This window comes from Terriglobia bacterium, from assembly GCA_020073205.1.
Classification (GTDB): domain Bacteria; phylum Acidobacteriota; class Polarisedimenticolia; order Polarisedimenticolales; family JAIQFR01; genus JAIQFR01.
Genome location: JAIQFR010000023.1, coordinates 1 through 14,965 on the forward strand (window position 1 = coordinate 1; position 14,965 = coordinate 14,965).

Genomic DNA, 14,965 nt, shown 5'->3' on the forward strand with positions numbered 1-14,965 from the left:
CCCAGGCGCTCCCTTGACTTGCTACCGGGCGCCAAGCAGGCCCGCCTTGAGCGCCGCGTTGGGCGGATCGGGTCCGAGCCAGATCGCGAGCAACGTTCTGGCGAAATCGGCGCCCGGGATCGTCGTCGCCGGCTGGCCACCGACCTCCACGAGGACGCCCTTGTCTGGAACCGTCGAGAAGGCCAGGACGTCACCGGGCTCGAGGTCCCGCATGGTGCCGTTCAGCGTGTCGAGGCGATCCTCGAGCGCGCCCAGCCTCCTGGCCGCATTCTTCTCGAACCCCTCCGTCCACGCCTTCACGATGTCGTCCCGACTCACGTGGCGTACGAACCGAAGCTCGATCCGGCGAGTCGTGTCCGATCCGAGGATCTCCTCCGCGCTCGCTGTCTTCTTCTCGAGGTAGAGTCCCGCGACGTAGACCTTCGCGAAGCCGTACGCCTTCCGGAGTCCCATGCCGTTGAGCACGAGGGCCTTTCCCCCCACCGAGGCACGGTCCGGGAGGCTGACCCCGGACAACTCGCCTCCGATCGCCGGGGGCGCCAGAAGCGCGACGCCGATCAGCAGGTACGACGCTCCCCTCATGCTCGCCCTCTCAGGTTCGAGTCGTCACCGACTCGCGCCGAGACTAGCACGCCTTCCGGCTCGAAGCTCGCGTCGCGGCCCCACCGGCTCTACCGCGACATGTCCGGCGGCTTCGGGACCGGAGGCTCGGCCGTCGGTTTCTTGAGGAGCGCGTCGAGCAGCACGGCGACGGCCTTCTCGAGGCTCGGGTCGCCGCCGGCGATGCGAGCTTCGGGGAGATCGACCACCTCGATGTCCGGCGACACGCCCTGGTTCTCGACGACCCACTCTCCTCTTTCGTCGTAGATCCGGAACGTGGGCACTTCCACGCTGCCTCCGTCGGCGAGAGAGGGGTTCCCCGACAGGCCGATGAGCCCGCCCCAGGTCCGCGTGCCGATCAGGGGGCCGAGCGCGCTCTTCCGGAAGAAGTACGGCAGGGCGTCCCCGCCCGATGACGAGTACGCGTTGACCAGCATCGCTTTCGGGCCATCGTGCGCGAACGCCGGTGTCCGCATGCTCTCGATCCCGCGGCGCGCCCACCATGCGAGCGTCTTGCGCGCGAAGTACCCGATCATACGGTCAGGGATGAACCCGCCGCCGTTGTATCGGTCGTCGATGACGAGAGCGGGCTTCGAGACCTGCGAATAGAAGAGCTTCTGGAGCATCCGGTTCCCGGCGAGGGCCGTGTCGGGTAGGTGGATGTACCCGACCTTGCCCGACGAGAGCCGGTCCGCGAGGGCCATGCGGCCGCGGACCCAGTCGAGATAGCGCAGGTTCAGCTCGCTCGCGATCGGCCGGACGGTGACGGTCCGGCCGCCGCCGGGATCGGGGCGCGCCGATACGGTCAAAGCCACCGGGCGGTCCGCCTTGTTCTCCAGCAGGCGAAACGGGTTGTCCTTGGTCGACAGCTCGTGCCCGTCCACGGCCAGCAGGAACTCCCCCTCCTTCACCCCCGCCCCAGGCTCCGTCAGCGGGGAGCGCCACGCGTCGTCCCAGTTCTCGCCCGCGAAGATCTTGGAGATCCTGAAGCGGCCCGACGGGTCCGGCTCGAACTCGCAGCCGAGCATTCCTCCGGGGATTCGCGGGACCTTCGGCTCGTCGCCCGAGGAGACGTAGGTGTGCCCGGAGTCCAGCTCGCCGATCATCTCGCCCATGAGGAAGTCGAGGTCGGCGCGTTGGGCGACGAACGGGACCAGAGCCTTGTAGCGCTCGCCGATCGCTTTCCAGTCGACGCCGTGCATTGCCGGATCGTAGAACCAGTCGCGGTAGATCCTCCACGCGTCGTCGAACATCTGGCGCCACTCGGCCTTCGGGTCGAGCTTCACGCTGAGGCCGGAGAGGTCGAGGCGCCCCTCGGCGGGCTTGAGGCCTGCCTTCGCGTCGGCGATCCCCCAGTCCTTCCCGGCCTTGTACAGGAGCTTCTTCCCGTCCGCCGAGAGCACGTACCTCTCGATGCCGTCCAGCACCTTCTCCTCCTTCCGCTCCTTCAGGTCGAAACGGTAGAGGGCCCGATCCCCGCCCTCCTCCGCCTTCAGATAGAAGACCGCGTCGGCGACCGCGGCGAGCGCCGAGTAGCTCCCGGCCTTGAGACCCGGAAGCGCGACGGTCCTCGCGACGAAGCCCTCCGAGACCACGTTGACCGGAGGAAGCGCCGCAGGTACCTTCGAGGCCTCCCTGGCGCCGCCGGCCGGCGCGCCGTCGTCGCGGGGCTTCTCCTCGTCGCTCTTCGGGGGGAACAGGGGGGCGGCCTCGGGGTCGAGCGACGCGGCGTAGACCCGCGTCGCCCTCGGGTAGACGAAGTCGAACTCGAACGCACTGAAGGTGGGCTGGTAATCGCGATCGCTCAGGAAGAAGAGGACCTTGCCGTCGGCGCTGAACGCGGGGTTCCGGTCGGCGGTCTGGCCGTCGCCCAGCGTGAGCACGCGCTTCGACTCGACCGAGTAGATCGCGATGCCGGGCAGGCGAGACGGGTGGCTCTTCTCGTAAGCCAGCCAGCGGCCGTCGGGGGACCAGCGGTAGGTGTCGAGGTCCTCGCGGGTGCCGCGGTCCACCTCGATGATCGCTCCCGAGGCGATGTCCAGGATGAGGAGGCGCTGCCGGCGGTCGCCGAAGGCGAGCTTTCTCGAGTCGGGGCTGAACGACGGCGGGAACCGCCACGTCTCCCCGTCGGTCGTGAGACGCCTCGGCTCTCCCGAGCCGTCCTGGGCGCGGATGTGGATCTCGTACTCACCGGTGGCGTCGGAGAGGTAGGCGATCCACTTGCCGTCGGGGGACCATGCCGGGGACATCTCGCGGACTCCCTGCGTCTCCGTCAGGTCGCGGGTCGGCCCGTCCTTGGCCGGGATCGTGAAGAGGTCCCCGCGGGCGTCGAACACCGCCCTGGCCCCGGTCGGGGAAAGATCGACGCCCAAGACGAACTCGCGGACGTCCTTGAAGTGGGGGACCGTCGCCGCGAGATCCGCGCCGAGCGTGATCGGGATCCTCACCGGCTTCTCGTCGTCGAGCCCCATCCGGTAGAGGTACCCGCCGTTCATGAACACGATCGCATCGGGTCCGAGGCTCGGCCAGAGCACGTCGTACTCGGCGAACCGCGTCACCTGGCGCGTCGCGGCGGTCTTGACGTCGAGCGCGTAGAGATTCAGCGTGTGCTCCCGGTCCGACGTGAAGTAGATCGTGTCGCGGGACCACATCGGGAAGTTGTCCGTGGCGGGGTCGTCGGTCATGCGCCGGGAGCGGCGGCGCCCGAGGTCGTAGATCCAGATGTCCTGCGCGCGGCCGCCCCGCGTGCGCTTCCACGTGCGGAACTCCCGGTCCACCGGGCAGTAGGCGAGCAACTTCCCGTCGGGTGAGAGCGACGCGCTGCCGCCCTCGGGGAGCGGTAGCGGGGTCTCGAGGCCGCCGGCCGGGTCCACGAGGTAGTACCGCCCCATCCTCTGGCCCCACGGGGTCCGGTTCATCCGCACCAGGATTTTGCCGTCGCGAGTCCAGCCAAGCACCCAATCGTCCCAGCCGCCGCGTGGCGGCATCGGCCCGACGTCGGTGTAGAAGGTGAGCTGACGCGGCTCCCCGCCCCACGAGGGCATCACGTAAACCTGCCTCGAGCCGGTGTACTCCCCGCAGAAGGCGATCCACCTCCCGTCCGGGGAGATCTTCGGGAACAGCTCGAGCCCGTCGCCCGACGTCAGCCGGAGCGCGGGGCCTCCGCTCACCGGCGCTCTCCAGATGTCGCCGGCGTAGACGAACGCCACGAAGTCCCCGTGGATGTCCGGAAACCTCAGCAGGCGCGCCTCCGGGGGCCCCGTCTCCGCGCCGGGGGCGGATGCGGGCGCGGCGAGCAGGATCGTCAGCAAGAGCGCGGAGGGCGAGAGGCTGGCGCGAGGGGGACGGACGTTCGGTTTCCTTGGCATCGGGAGGTTCTCCGGGAGTCGCGCCGCCGCCACCGCGGCGGCGGAGGACGATCGTCGCACGAGAGAGCGTCGTTCTCCAAACGACAGGTGCGCCGATCCGGCGCGAAACGCATTATGATGAAGGGCCGGGCTCGCGGCGCGGGCCCGAAGGGGTCGGCGCGGGGACGCCTGGCCAGAGGGGCGATGTCGCTCAGCGGACAGATCGGCCAGTACGAGATCGTCGAAATCCTCGGCTCCGGAGCGATGGGAGACGTCTACAGAGCGACCGACTCGAAGATGTTCGGCCGCGTCGTGGCGCTGAAGATTCTGTCGGAGCGGCTCTCCCAGAACGAGCACGCCTGCGCACGGTTCAAGCGCGAGGTCGAGGTCGCGTCGAGCCTGACGCACCCGCACATCGTGACGATCCACGATCGGGGAGAGCACGAGGGGCGCCCCTATTTCGTCATGGAATACCTCGAGGGCACCGATCTCACCCAGCTGATCAAGGACCACGGAAGTCGCACCGTCGAGCAGCGCCTGGAGATGGCGCGCCAGATCGCCGACGCCCTCCAGTTCGCGCACGGCCACAACGTGGTCCACCGCGACGTGAAGCCCTCGAACATCATGTTGACTCACGCGGGGGGACAGGAGCAGACCAAGCTCGTGGACTTCGGCATCGCCCACGTCGAGCGATCCAGCCTGACCCGCGCCACGACGCAGCCCGGCACCTTCTCCTACATGTCGCCGGAGCAGCTGAAGAACGACGCGCTGGACCACCGGAGCGACCTGTTCTCGCTGGGCATCGTCCTGTACGAGCTGTTCACCGGATCCCACCCGTTCGACGCTCCGAGCGAGGCGCTGATCACGACCCGGATCCTCCGGGACGAGCCGGAGCCGGCGCGCAACCGGAACCCCGAGGTCCCCGCGGCCCTGGACTCCCTGGTCCTGAAGCTCCTCGAGAAGGAGCCGATGCAGCGCCCGCAAACCGCCGCCGAGGTGACCGACGCGCTTCGCCAGATCCTTCGGAAGCTCCAGACCCGCGGGGTCGCGACCGACCCGTCCGAGTACTCGAACCTGGACGACCTGACGCGGCAGATGGTCGAGAACCTGTTGACCTGGGCGCGCCAAAAGGAGGCCGAGGGGTCTCTCGACGAGGCGCTCAAGGCCTACGAGAAGGCGCACCAGCTCGCCCCCGACAGCGAGCGACTCAAGTTGAAGCTGCCGCGCCTCAAGCACCGGATCGAGTCCGACAAGAAGCTCCGCGAGTTCCTGGACCGCGCCCGTGCGGCGATCGAAGGCGGGCGGAGCGGAGAAGCTCGGGAGCACTGGCGCGACGCGTGGATCCTGAGCCCCGATAGCGAAGAGGTGGCGGCTCTCGACCGGGAGATTGAGACCGCGGAGCGAACGACCCCGGAGGACCGCGAGCGGAAGGAATTCGTGGAATCCCACATCCGTCAGGTGGAGGAGGCGCTGGACGCCGGTCGGACCGACCTCGCCCGCGGCCCGCTGGTGGAGATCCTCAAGCGGTATCCGAACGAGACCCTCGCGGGGCTCATGCTCGACCGGCTCATGGTGATCACCGCCAGCGGCATTCCCTATGCCGATTACCGGACGGCGCTCCGGGACGCGAAGCTCGCGCTCGGCCTGGGGCGGTACGCGGAGGCGCGAGCCGCGTGTGGCCTCGCGCAGGAGATCTGGCGGGGGGACGAGGAGGTGCTCTCGCTGGAGCGGGAGATCGGCTCGCGAGTGCAGGCGGAGGTCGCCGCCCTCGTCGCGCGGATCGAGGGTCTCATCCAGGCGTCCGAGGAGCCGGGGCAGGACGAGGCCCGGGCGCTGGACGGCGTGCGCGCCGCGCTGGATGCTCTCGCCAAGGCGAGGGACTTGGGAGCCGACCCCGATTGGCTTCATGCCGCGGAGGAACAGGCTCGTCGGCGAAAGAACGAGCTGGAGGAGCGCCGGCGGACCCGGGAGCAAGAGGAACGTGAGCGGGAGGAGCAGCGCCGCAAGATCGTCTCGAGCTTCCTACTGCGAGGACGGAACCTGAACGACGAAGCGGAATCGCTGCGACGTCGGGGTCTCGCCGAGGGGGACCGGGCGATCGAGGCCTTCCAGCAGGCGCGGACGGCTTACTCGAAGGTCCTCGAGGAGGACGCGGAGAACGTCGAGGCGCTGGACGCGATCCGACGGATCGACGCCGCGCGCTCCGCTCTCCAGAAGGAGATCGACGCCGATCGGACCCGGCAGCGGGAGGCGACGGGGCTCGTCGCGGCGGCGCGGGGCGCGCTGGAACGGGCGCGGGCGGGAGCGGAGGGGGACGAGGACGCTCGGAGAGGAAGTCTCGATCTCGTCGCGGAGGGGCTCCGTGCCGCCGGGCAGGCGCTGACCCTGGTGCCGGAGTCGGGAGAGGCGCTGAAGCTCCGGCAGGATCTCGAGGCCGTCGGCAAGACCGTCCGAGAAGAAGCGGCTCGTCGCGAAGCCGCGCGGAGGGAGATGCTGGGACGGCGAACGGCGGCCATCGAGGCGGCGGTGGCCGACGGGCGGAAGCTCCTGGCGAGAATGGAGCCTCTGGTCTCCGGAGACCCCGACGATCTGGCGATGGCGGAGGAGGTCGGCCTCGCCGCGGAGGCGGCCTACAAGAAGGCGCTCGCGCTCGACCCGGAGCACGTCGAGGCCACCGAGGCGCTGAAGGTGCTCACGAGTTACATCGACCACGCGCGCTCGGAGGCGCGCCGGCGCCGCGAGGAGTCGGAGCACTTGGCCCGGGAGGGGGCGGAGCGCCTTCGTGCCGAAACGCGGCGCGCCAAGATCGAGGGCGCACGCAGGGCTCTGGCCGCGGGAGACGCCGCGCTCGGCGCGTCTGCGGAGGACGTCCGATCCGCCGTCGAGGCTCTCGAGGCGTCGGCGGTAGGGCTCCGGGACGCCCTCCGGGAGCACCCTGCCGACACGGAGGCCGCGGCCCTCGAGGAGCGACGCGGTGCGCTCCTGAGCGGGCTCCGGGAGCGGCTCCGCCAGCTCGAGAAGGACGAAGACGAGAGGAAGCGGAAGGACCGGGACGCCGCGGAGGCCTCCGTACGGAAGCAGCGCGCAGCGGGCGTCGCGGCGGCGATCGCCACGGCCGGCGACAGCCTGGGACAGGCTCGGTCGCTTGCCGGGAAGGCCTCGGCCGAAGGCGACCGGATCCTGGCACTGCTGGAGCGCGCCAGAGCGTCGATCCGCGAGGCGTCGGAGCTGGATCGCGGCAACGGGGGGGCGGCGCGGCTCGCCGAGAGCCTGGAGTCGTTCGCCTCCGAGGTCGCGCCGGCGATCGAAAAGGGGCGGCGCCAGGCGGCGTTGAACGGCGTTCGCGAGAGGATCGAGAAGGCGCGCGGGCTCGCCGGCTCGGGGAAGCACAAGGACGCCGTCGCGATCCTCTCGGCTCTCGATCGCGAATGCCGGCCCTACGAGTGGCTGCACGATGCGATGCCCGAGATCCAGCGCCTGAAGTCGGCGAGCGAGGCCGAGTTGGGCCGTGGCCGCCGCAAGCTCGCGATCGCGGGCGGCGCGGGCGCCGTGATTCTGGTCGCGGCGGCGGCGGGGATCGCGCTCCTGTCCCGCGGCGGTGGCGGGCGGACTCCCGTCGTGGCCACGCCGCCGTCCGTCGCCGAGAATTCTCATGCGGCGGAGCGCCGCGCCGAGACGCCTCCCTTCGAGAAGGCGAAGACGTCGCCCAGCCCCGCGCCCCGGAGCTCGGATCTCGAGTCGCGGACGGTGACCGAGCCCGGACCGCGGACGCCGCCGCCGGCCCCGCCCCCCCGCGGAAAGCCCGCCACGACCGAAAGGCGCGCGGCCGTCCCCGCGAACCCGGTGCCGGCGAAGCCGCCTCCGATCCAGCCTCCGACCTCCCCTCCGGCACCGCCCGCCTCGACCCTTCCGGCGTCGCCCGCGCCTTCGGCGGGGAACGCGGCGGGGGCCCCATCGGTCGAACGGGTCCCGGCGGCCGTGGCCGGCGGTCGATTCGAGGGTGGCGTTCGGCTCGACGGAAAGGAGGCGGAAGCTGGTTGCACGATCGAGTTGCAGAACATCACGGCGCAGAAGACCGTGCGGGTCGTGACCACCGCCGGCGGGCGCTTCTCGATGGACGTGGATCTCAATCAACGGTACCAGGTCGTGCGACTCACGGCGGCCGATGGACGCACGAGCTACGTGCCGATCAACCGCAACCCCAGGGCCATCAACGTCCCTGGAGCGGTGGAGTGGAACCTCAGTTTCACCAAGGCCAGGTGATCGGGCCGACCGGTGGAAGCGGCTTCCGTCCTTGACGGGAACTGGGGTATGATTCGCCGCACACCCTTTCGAGGAGGCGAACGATGAGAGGAGCGAAGCGGATCGGGTTGGCAGTGCTCTCCGTCGCGACGGCGGCGGCGCTTTCCACGTTCGTCGGGGCACAGCCCACGCCGAAGGTCAAGATCCGCGGAGTCATCGCGACCCCGCAGGTCACGGCCCCGGTCAACCTGACCATCACGATCTTGCCGGCGGTCCAGGACAACGACGGCAACTACCTCGCTCCGAAGAGCGACGTCCAGGTCCGATACTCGCAATTCGATCCCAAATCGATGACCCGCCCGCAGGACTTCGAGATGGAGCTGGAGATCCTCAAGGAGTACGAGATCCGGGTGGACATGGTCGACGACAACGGCGATCCGGTGAGGGACCGGACCTACTACTTCGCCGACGTCAACGACGCACACCCGGAGGGGCGCACCCCGCTGCGCCTGGATACGATGGTGCCCATTCCACTGGCGTTCCGCTGGGAACCGCGCTCACTGAACAAGGGGAACTTCATCTCCCCGGTCCCGGGGGGCAACGGGTTCGTGCTGACGCACTACATCAACCCCGCGACGGTTCCGGGAAGCTGAGCGTCCGCTCGCACGACGCGCCTCCGCCCCGGCTCTCGGGCGTGGGCGGAGGATCAGCGTCGGGGAGGAGCGTCAGTTCGATCCACACGCCGGCTTGAGTTCGGCGCGGCGGTTCTCGGCCCAGGCGGCTTCGTCGTGCCCGGGGTTCCGCGGGCGCTCCTTGCCGAAGGACACCTTTTTTACGTGTCCTCGGTCCACGACGCCGAGATCCGCGAGATAGCCGGCGACGGCGGCGGCCCGGCGGTTGCCGAGGGCGAGGTTGTACTCGACCGTCCCGCGCTCGTCGCAGTGTCCTTCCACGGTCAGCTCGATCCCGGACGACTGTAGCGGCCTCAGGACATCCGCCACGGCCCCGAGGACCTCCTTCGCCTTCGGCCCGAGGTCCGACTTGTCGTAATCGAACGGGACCGTCAGGCTCGCGAGCCTGGCCTCGGCGTCCTCGCACGGGGTCGTCTTGGGGACGATCGTGATCGGGCTCGTCGCCTCGACCTCTGCGACGACCTGCCCTCCGGGTGCCGAGATCGTACCGCGGAGCTTGTACGTCCCCGGCGGGATGGAGGGCAGCGTCGCCGAGCCCTTGTACACGTCGGCGACAGAGGCCGTCGAGACCGGGATCCTGAACTCCGTCCCCTCGACCTGCACCTCGAGGCGATCCCCCTCGGGAACGACGGCCGAAGCGGTTACCTGGATGCCGTCCCCGGGGCGACGGGGAGCCGTCGCGTCGTGCTCGAGGGAGGCGATGGACGGCTGCCGCGCGACCGTCGCGTTGAGCGTCACGTCGAGCTCTTTCGGGGCAGCGGCCTGCGTGGCGGATTCGGGCGTCGTCTTGGGCCTGCTCGGCTTGCAGCCGTCGAGGAACAGAAGGGACGCCGGCAGCATGACGACCACGGCAGCGTACCGAAACGATCCTGCGTTCATGACGATCCTCTCGATGTCGCGAGACCCTCCGGCGGGGCCAAGTCAGGGATTCGACGGTGATGAGGTCCCACCGCCGCCACCGCCGCCGCCGGCCGCGGCCGCGGCGATCGCACCGGCGCCGAGGATGATGCCGATCACGCCGCCGGTGGTCTTCCACCACGGCTTCTTGGCCCCGGTGCGGGCCTGCGACGCGGGGGCCGGCTTCGTGACGGGTCCAGGCTTGGCCGGAGGGGGGGTCTTCGCTGCGGTCACCGTCGGAGGCGGCGGGGTGGGAGGGGCCGCCTCCGGAGCCGGCGGCTTCTGCTCCACGACCTGCGCTCCCCCCGCCAGCTGGAACTGGACGTCGCGGCGGTAGACGCCGCCGGCGCGGACGGGCAGCGGCGCGCCCGCCTGGATCGGCAGGCGCGTGCCGTCGGGCGCGACCGCGTTGACCAGCTGGTACCGGGAGCCGATGGGCACTTGCAGGGAGTACTCGCCGGCGGCGGTGCTGGTGGCGCTCGTGTACTCGGTCCCGCTGACCACGTCCTTGTAGACCACCTTGAATCCCGGCGCCGGGCGTCCCGACGGATCGAGGATCACGCCCTGGAGCGTGGCGGTCTGCTGCGCGTGCGCGACGGGGAGCACGAGCGAGGGCACCAGGATCGAGAAGCTCACGAGGACGACGAGCGCTCGACGAGTCCAGCCGCTCACTGCGAATCTGCTCATGAAACGATCTCCTTGATGTTGACCGAAACATCGCGGGCGAAGACTGCCCCCAACGACCGGATTCAACGACAGTTGGAGGGCTCCTGTCAAGGAAAATCTCTTCGAGCGTCGGCTCGCCGCTTCACTCGCTCGACACCGGTATATACTCCGGCCTGCGCGGGACGCTCGCGTCGGTCAAGCGTCGTCCCCGTCCCGATGCGACCGCAGATCCCGCGATCCGGAGGCCCGCGGGCATCGGAGCGACGGAGGCCTCCGTTCGCCCGGGGGGATCGCATGGAGTCGGCCGAGCGTGCCGCTCGGAGCGGAGCGAGACTGCCGGACGCGCTCGCGCGGGGCCTCGGGGCCCTGGAGGGCACCCGACTCGAGACGCGCATCGAGCCGGGAGCGTCTCCCGACGTCGCCCTGGTTCGTCCCGACTCGTCGCCGCGAGTGCTCGTCCCCGTGGTCGTGTCGCGGGACGGGAGGGAGGGCCGCTCCACGGCGCTGCTGCGCGTGCTGCCACTGGCGCTGGGCGGGGGGGAATCGCAGGACCCCGGCGGGGCACCCCTCGGCCGCTGGCGGCAGGAATGGGAGGACCTGACGTCGCCGGCGCCAGGCGAGGCGGCGATCCCGGGGCTCCACGGCAAGGGCGTGGCTCCTACACTGCGAGCGCCGGTGTTGCCTCCCACCTTCTACTGCCGCGCGCGGCAGGTCTGGATCGTCGCGATCTGTCCCGGTTGCGGCGGCCCGGAGGGCGGCGGCGTCACCGAGGAGCGTTGCTCCTCGTGCGGCTCCCGCGCGCCCCACGGTGTCGGCGGTCGCACCTCGGGCGTTCCTCCGCTCCACGCGCTGTGGGAGCGGGCCCATGGAAAAGGAAGCACCGACGGCCTCGACCCGGCGTGCGTGAGCTGCGATCGAAGGTCGACCTGTTACCCCGCCGAAGGCCCGTCGGAGGCGCCGGGTACCGCGAAGGACATGCTCCAGTCGATATCGCCTACCCCTTGGGGTGGCGCGATTCTGGAGCCGGCGCACCTGCCGTTCGGCGCTTGGTGCCGCCTCGCCAGCGGCATCCCATGGCCCGAGGTCCGGAAGGGACTCGCTTCGGTCCCGCCGGCGATCCTCGAAGAATCCGACGCCAGGATGCGAGACGAGCGACCCCTCCTCGCCTCGGATACCGGTGGGGAGCCGGCAGGGCTCGAGTCGCTCCTGCTTCGACTCGAGATCCTGAGGCAGATGCTCGAGGGACTGCGGACGATCGCCGTGGGGAGCGGGCACCCCCATCTCGGAGTCGCCGCGGAGACCGTCTGGGTCCGGCTCGAGCCGCCGGGGAGCCTTCGCACCGCGCTTTGGGGGATGCGTGTGCTGTTCCTGGACCCGGCTCCCGGGTGGCGGCCGGATTCCGGCGGTGGCGGGACGTCCTCCGTGCGGCCGTCGTTCCTGATTCCCCCCGGCTGCGAGCGTGCCGACGAGTCGACCGACGGACTCTGCATCGCCCGCGCCGCGCCCGCCTCGTCATCGGAGCGAGGATCGGTCGGGATCGACTTCCTCCCGCACGTGCCCTTCATCAAACCCCCGGCGAAAGGGGACGCGGTGCTCGTCGGCGTGCCCGCGCCCCGCACCGGCGCGATGGAACGGGTCCTCACGGCGCGGGTCGAGATCGGCTTCCCGGAAGTCTGCCGGATCCTCGTGAGCGATCCGGCGCTGGCTCCCGAGGAGATCCGCGGCATGCTCACGGGCACCGCTGTCAAGCTCCGCCTGAGACGAGACCACTCGCTCGTGGACGATCTCTTCGCCGCGGGGACGTTGTTCCTCTCGAGCCTTCTCCGGGAGGCAGGGGACCTGCCGGACGCCGCTCGCTTTCGCGACGCGCTCGCGCCGAGGCTCCAGGGAGCCGGCGGGGCCGATGGGGGCGAGACGGAGTCGCTGCGGGCGGTGGTGTCGAGCGGGCTATTCGCTGTTCAGGGCGCGCCGATTCCCTTAGAATCGAGCGCACAGGGGGGGAGAGATCGACCGATGATGGATCGGACACTGATGGCGAGAGCGGTCGCGTTCGGGATGCGGCTGTGCGCTGCGGTCCCGGGGGGCTTTCCGTGCCAGGGACACGAGCCGGTCGGGCGCCCGGAGCGAGAGCGGGCGTACGCCGGCCTCCTCTCCCAGCTGATCGCCTTCGCCCGCGAGGTCCGCCAACGCCTGCTGGCCACGGCTTCGACCGACGACGCCGCGCTCGCCGCGCTGGGCGCGTACGCGCTCGAGCGTCTCAAGGATCCCGGGTTCCGGCGTCGCGCCGGCTCCCGGCCTCGCGGGGCGGGCTCAGGCAAGGAGCCCCGATGAGCGACGTCGCCCGAATCGTCGAGGCCCTTCGCGTCGGGAGCCGGAAGAGGGGAGAGGCCGGGGAGCGGCGCTCGGCTGCGCTCGAGATCCTGAGGCGGGAGATGGCGGGGATCTCCGGCGACGAGATCCTCCACGTGCTGTCGACGATCCGGGAAGGCCTCGCCCCGTCCGATCGGGAGAGCGAGGCGGCGCGGCTGTGGGAGGCCTTATCGCTCCTGGAGGCTTGGGCGAGCGAGGCGGGGGCCGAGGCGAACGTCGGCGGGGCCGCGGACCTGGCGCGCGCGGTGCTCGGAAGCGAGGGCAAGGAGGCCGCGGCCGGCTCGCCCGAGGTGCTGGAGAGGCTCGGCTCCGTGCTGCGGAAGATCGTCGACGTCCTCACCCGCTGCGACGAGGCCCTGAGGCGGCTCAACCTCGACCTTCGAACGCACATGATGCTCGAGGGGCGCAGCGGCGGCACCGTCGTGGGCCTGAAGCTCGAGGAGCCGATCCGGAAGCTGATCGCGAGGACGGTCCTCGAGACCGGCGACGTCTCGGAGCTCGAGAAGCGGGTGGAGGGCCTGGCGAAGTCCGGCATCCTGTTCCACAACGCGCACCTGGCCGCCAATCGGCAGGCGTGGGCGACGATCCGGCAGCGTCTGGACCCCCAGGCCATCCAGAAGGAGCACGGGGGCAAGGCGTGGGAAGCGTACCGGCGCCAGTATCACAACGAGCTCCTGGACTTCGGCGCGGAATTCGAGGAACAGTTCGTGACCAAGCCCTTCCTTCAGGAGTACTTCCGCACCCTGGACAAGGTGAAGTGATGCCAGGGAGGCGTTCGGCGCACGGGGGCCCGGCCCCGTCGCCAGGAGATCGGCGAGCAACATGAGAAACATCTCTCCCGTGATCTGGAGCGAGGGGCTCTTCCTCAGGCCCCACCATTTCCAGCAGCAGGACCGGTATCACGAGGATCGGCTGGGTCTGCACCTGGAGCTTCTGGATCGCTTCCACTGGGGAGTGGCGGCGCTGGAGATCGAGCGATCCGCGCTCAGGAACCGGGTGGTCGAGGTGTCGAGAGCCGTGGTGGTGTTTCCCAGCGGCGCGGTGGTCGTCACCCCGGAAAACGCGCAGGCGGATCCCCGGAGCTTCGCCGACCACCTTCAGCCTGCCGGCCAGCCCATCGAGATCTTCCTCGGCCTGCCACGGGTTCGGACCCACGAGCCGAACCTCCTCGACCCCGAGGGCGTGGGACAGGGGACACCGCGCTACCGGGCACGCACCCGGGAGATTCGCGACGAGGTCTCCGGAGAGCGGCCGGCGCAGATGGAGTTCGCGGTCGGCAACCTCCGCCTCCTCTTCGGCGACGAGGACCGCGGCGCGTTCGAGGCCGTCAAGATCGCCGAGGTCGTGCAGAAGGGGGCCGATCTGTTCGAGGTCGCCGAGGGGTACGTGCCGGCGTCGCTTCGCGTGGACGCGGTCCCGGAGCTGCTTCGGATCTGCCACCGCGTCCGGGACGGCCTCTCGTCCACGGCCAGGGGATTGCACGGTCTGAAGCGTGAGAGGGGAGACGTCGACCCGAGATTCCAGATCGGTCTCGTCACGGTCAACTCGTACGTGGCGCTGGTCAACCATCTGCTGGGAAGCGGCAATCTCCACCCGTACGCGTTCTACGGGGTCCTCGCCGGCCTCTCCGGCGCGCTCTCGTCGTTCTCCGCCGAAGGGGAAGCGTGGGACGTGCCGCCGTACCTGCACGACGACCCCGGGCCGGCCTTCCGCGAGACCGCGAAGAAGATCGAGGATTACCTCGACCTGGCGTTTCCCAGGAAGTACGTGGAAGTCCGCCTGGCCTGGAACCCCGCGACCAGTTGCTACGAGGCCGCGGCGTCCGACGAGCACTTCAGCGAGAGCTACCGCTATTGCCTCGTCTGCGCCGGGGAGCGCCCCCCGGAGGCGATCCGCACCCAGGTTCACGGGACCGCCAAGGTCGGAGCTCCCGAGAGGATCCCGACGCTCAGGAACCTGGCGCTCCGGGGGGTCGCGATCCGGCCGCTGGACGTCGCGCCGCCGGAGATCCCGCGTCGGGCGGCCGCCTACTTCCACCTGGATCCGATCGGTCCGGAATGGGACAAGGTGCGCGAGGTGAAGCGCCTCGCGGTGTATCTGCCTTCTCTGACCGACCTCGCGCTTTCGCTGTTCGTGATCCGCCCCTGACCG

9 protein-coding genes are annotated in these 14,965 nt (G+C 70.2%); 5 read left to right on the plus strand and 4 right to left on the minus strand.

Features of this window, described 5'->3' with window-relative positions:
- Positions 1 to 21: 21 nt before the first annotated feature.
- Together LAO51_06885 and LAO51_06890 are read right to left on the minus strand one after the other, a co-directional pair.
- On the minus strand, positions 22 to 582 hold the full coding sequence (locus LAO51_06885) for a chalcone isomerase family protein (GenBank protein MBZ5638471.1): 561 nt from the start codon (positions 580 to 582) through the stop codon (positions 22 to 24).
- An 89-nt stretch (positions 583 to 671) separates the two neighbouring features.
- Positions 672 to 3,968 (minus strand): PDZ domain-containing protein, encoded by a 3,297-nt coding sequence (locus LAO51_06890; protein ID MBZ5638472.1) that lies wholly within the window; start codon positions 3,966 to 3,968, stop codon positions 672 to 674.
- 183 nt (positions 3,969 to 4,151) lie between these two features.
- Here LAO51_06890 and LAO51_06895 point away from each other — a divergent pair, with 183 nt between their 5' ends.
- Together LAO51_06895 and LAO51_06900 are read left to right on the plus strand one after the other, a co-directional pair.
- Positions 4,152 to 8,210 carry a protein kinase gene (locus tag LAO51_06895; protein MBZ5638473.1) on the plus strand — a complete coding sequence of 1,353 codons (4,059 nt, stop codon included), beginning with the start codon at positions 4,152 to 4,154 and terminating at the stop codon, positions 8,208 to 8,210.
- 83 nt (positions 8,211 to 8,293) lie between these two features.
- The gene (locus LAO51_06900) at positions 8,294 to 8,842 is read left to right on the plus strand and encodes a hypothetical protein (protein ID MBZ5638474.1); all 549 of its coding nucleotides are present in this window, start codon (positions 8,294 to 8,296) and stop codon (positions 8,840 to 8,842) included.
- A 72-nt stretch (positions 8,843 to 8,914) separates the two neighbouring features.
- On the opposite strand, the gene LAO51_06905 is transcribed toward LAO51_06900, so the two are convergent.
- Both LAO51_06905 and LAO51_06910 read right to left on the minus strand, forming a co-directional pair.
- Entirely contained in the window at positions 8,915 to 9,406 is a 492-nt protein-coding gene (locus LAO51_06905; protein ID MBZ5638475.1) for an OmpA family protein, read from the minus strand.
- Positions 9,407 to 9,802: 396 nt separating this feature from the next.
- On the minus strand, positions 9,803 to 10,465 hold the full coding sequence (locus LAO51_06910; GenBank protein ID MBZ5638476.1) for a carboxypeptidase-like regulatory domain-containing protein: 663 nt from the start codon (positions 10,463 to 10,465) through the stop codon (positions 9,803 to 9,805).
- 273 nt (positions 10,466 to 10,738) lie between these two features.
- On the opposite strand from LAO51_06910, the gene LAO51_06915 reads away from it, so the two are divergent.
- The 3 genes from LAO51_06915 to tssK all read left to right on the plus strand — a co-directional run bounded on the left by LAO51_06915 (position 10,739) and on the right by tssK (position 14,962).
- Positions 10,739 to 12,775: a hypothetical protein gene (locus LAO51_06915; protein ID MBZ5638477.1), complete on the plus strand. Its 2,037-nt coding sequence runs from the start codon at positions 10,739 to 10,741 to the stop codon at positions 12,773 to 12,775.
- Positions 12,772 to 13,575, plus strand: coding sequence for a hypothetical protein (locus LAO51_06920; protein MBZ5638478.1), 804 nt, complete (start codon positions 12,772 to 12,774; stop codon positions 13,573 to 13,575). The genes LAO51_06915 and LAO51_06920 overlap by 4 nt, the downstream gene beginning before the upstream one ends.
- A 61-nt stretch (positions 13,576 to 13,636) precedes the next feature.
- On the plus strand, positions 13,637 to 14,962 hold the full coding sequence (gene tssK, locus LAO51_06925; protein MBZ5638479.1) for a type VI secretion system baseplate subunit TssK: 1,326 nt from the start codon (positions 13,637 to 13,639) through the stop codon (positions 14,960 to 14,962).
- The last annotated feature ends 3 nt before the right edge of the window (positions 14,963 to 14,965 follow it).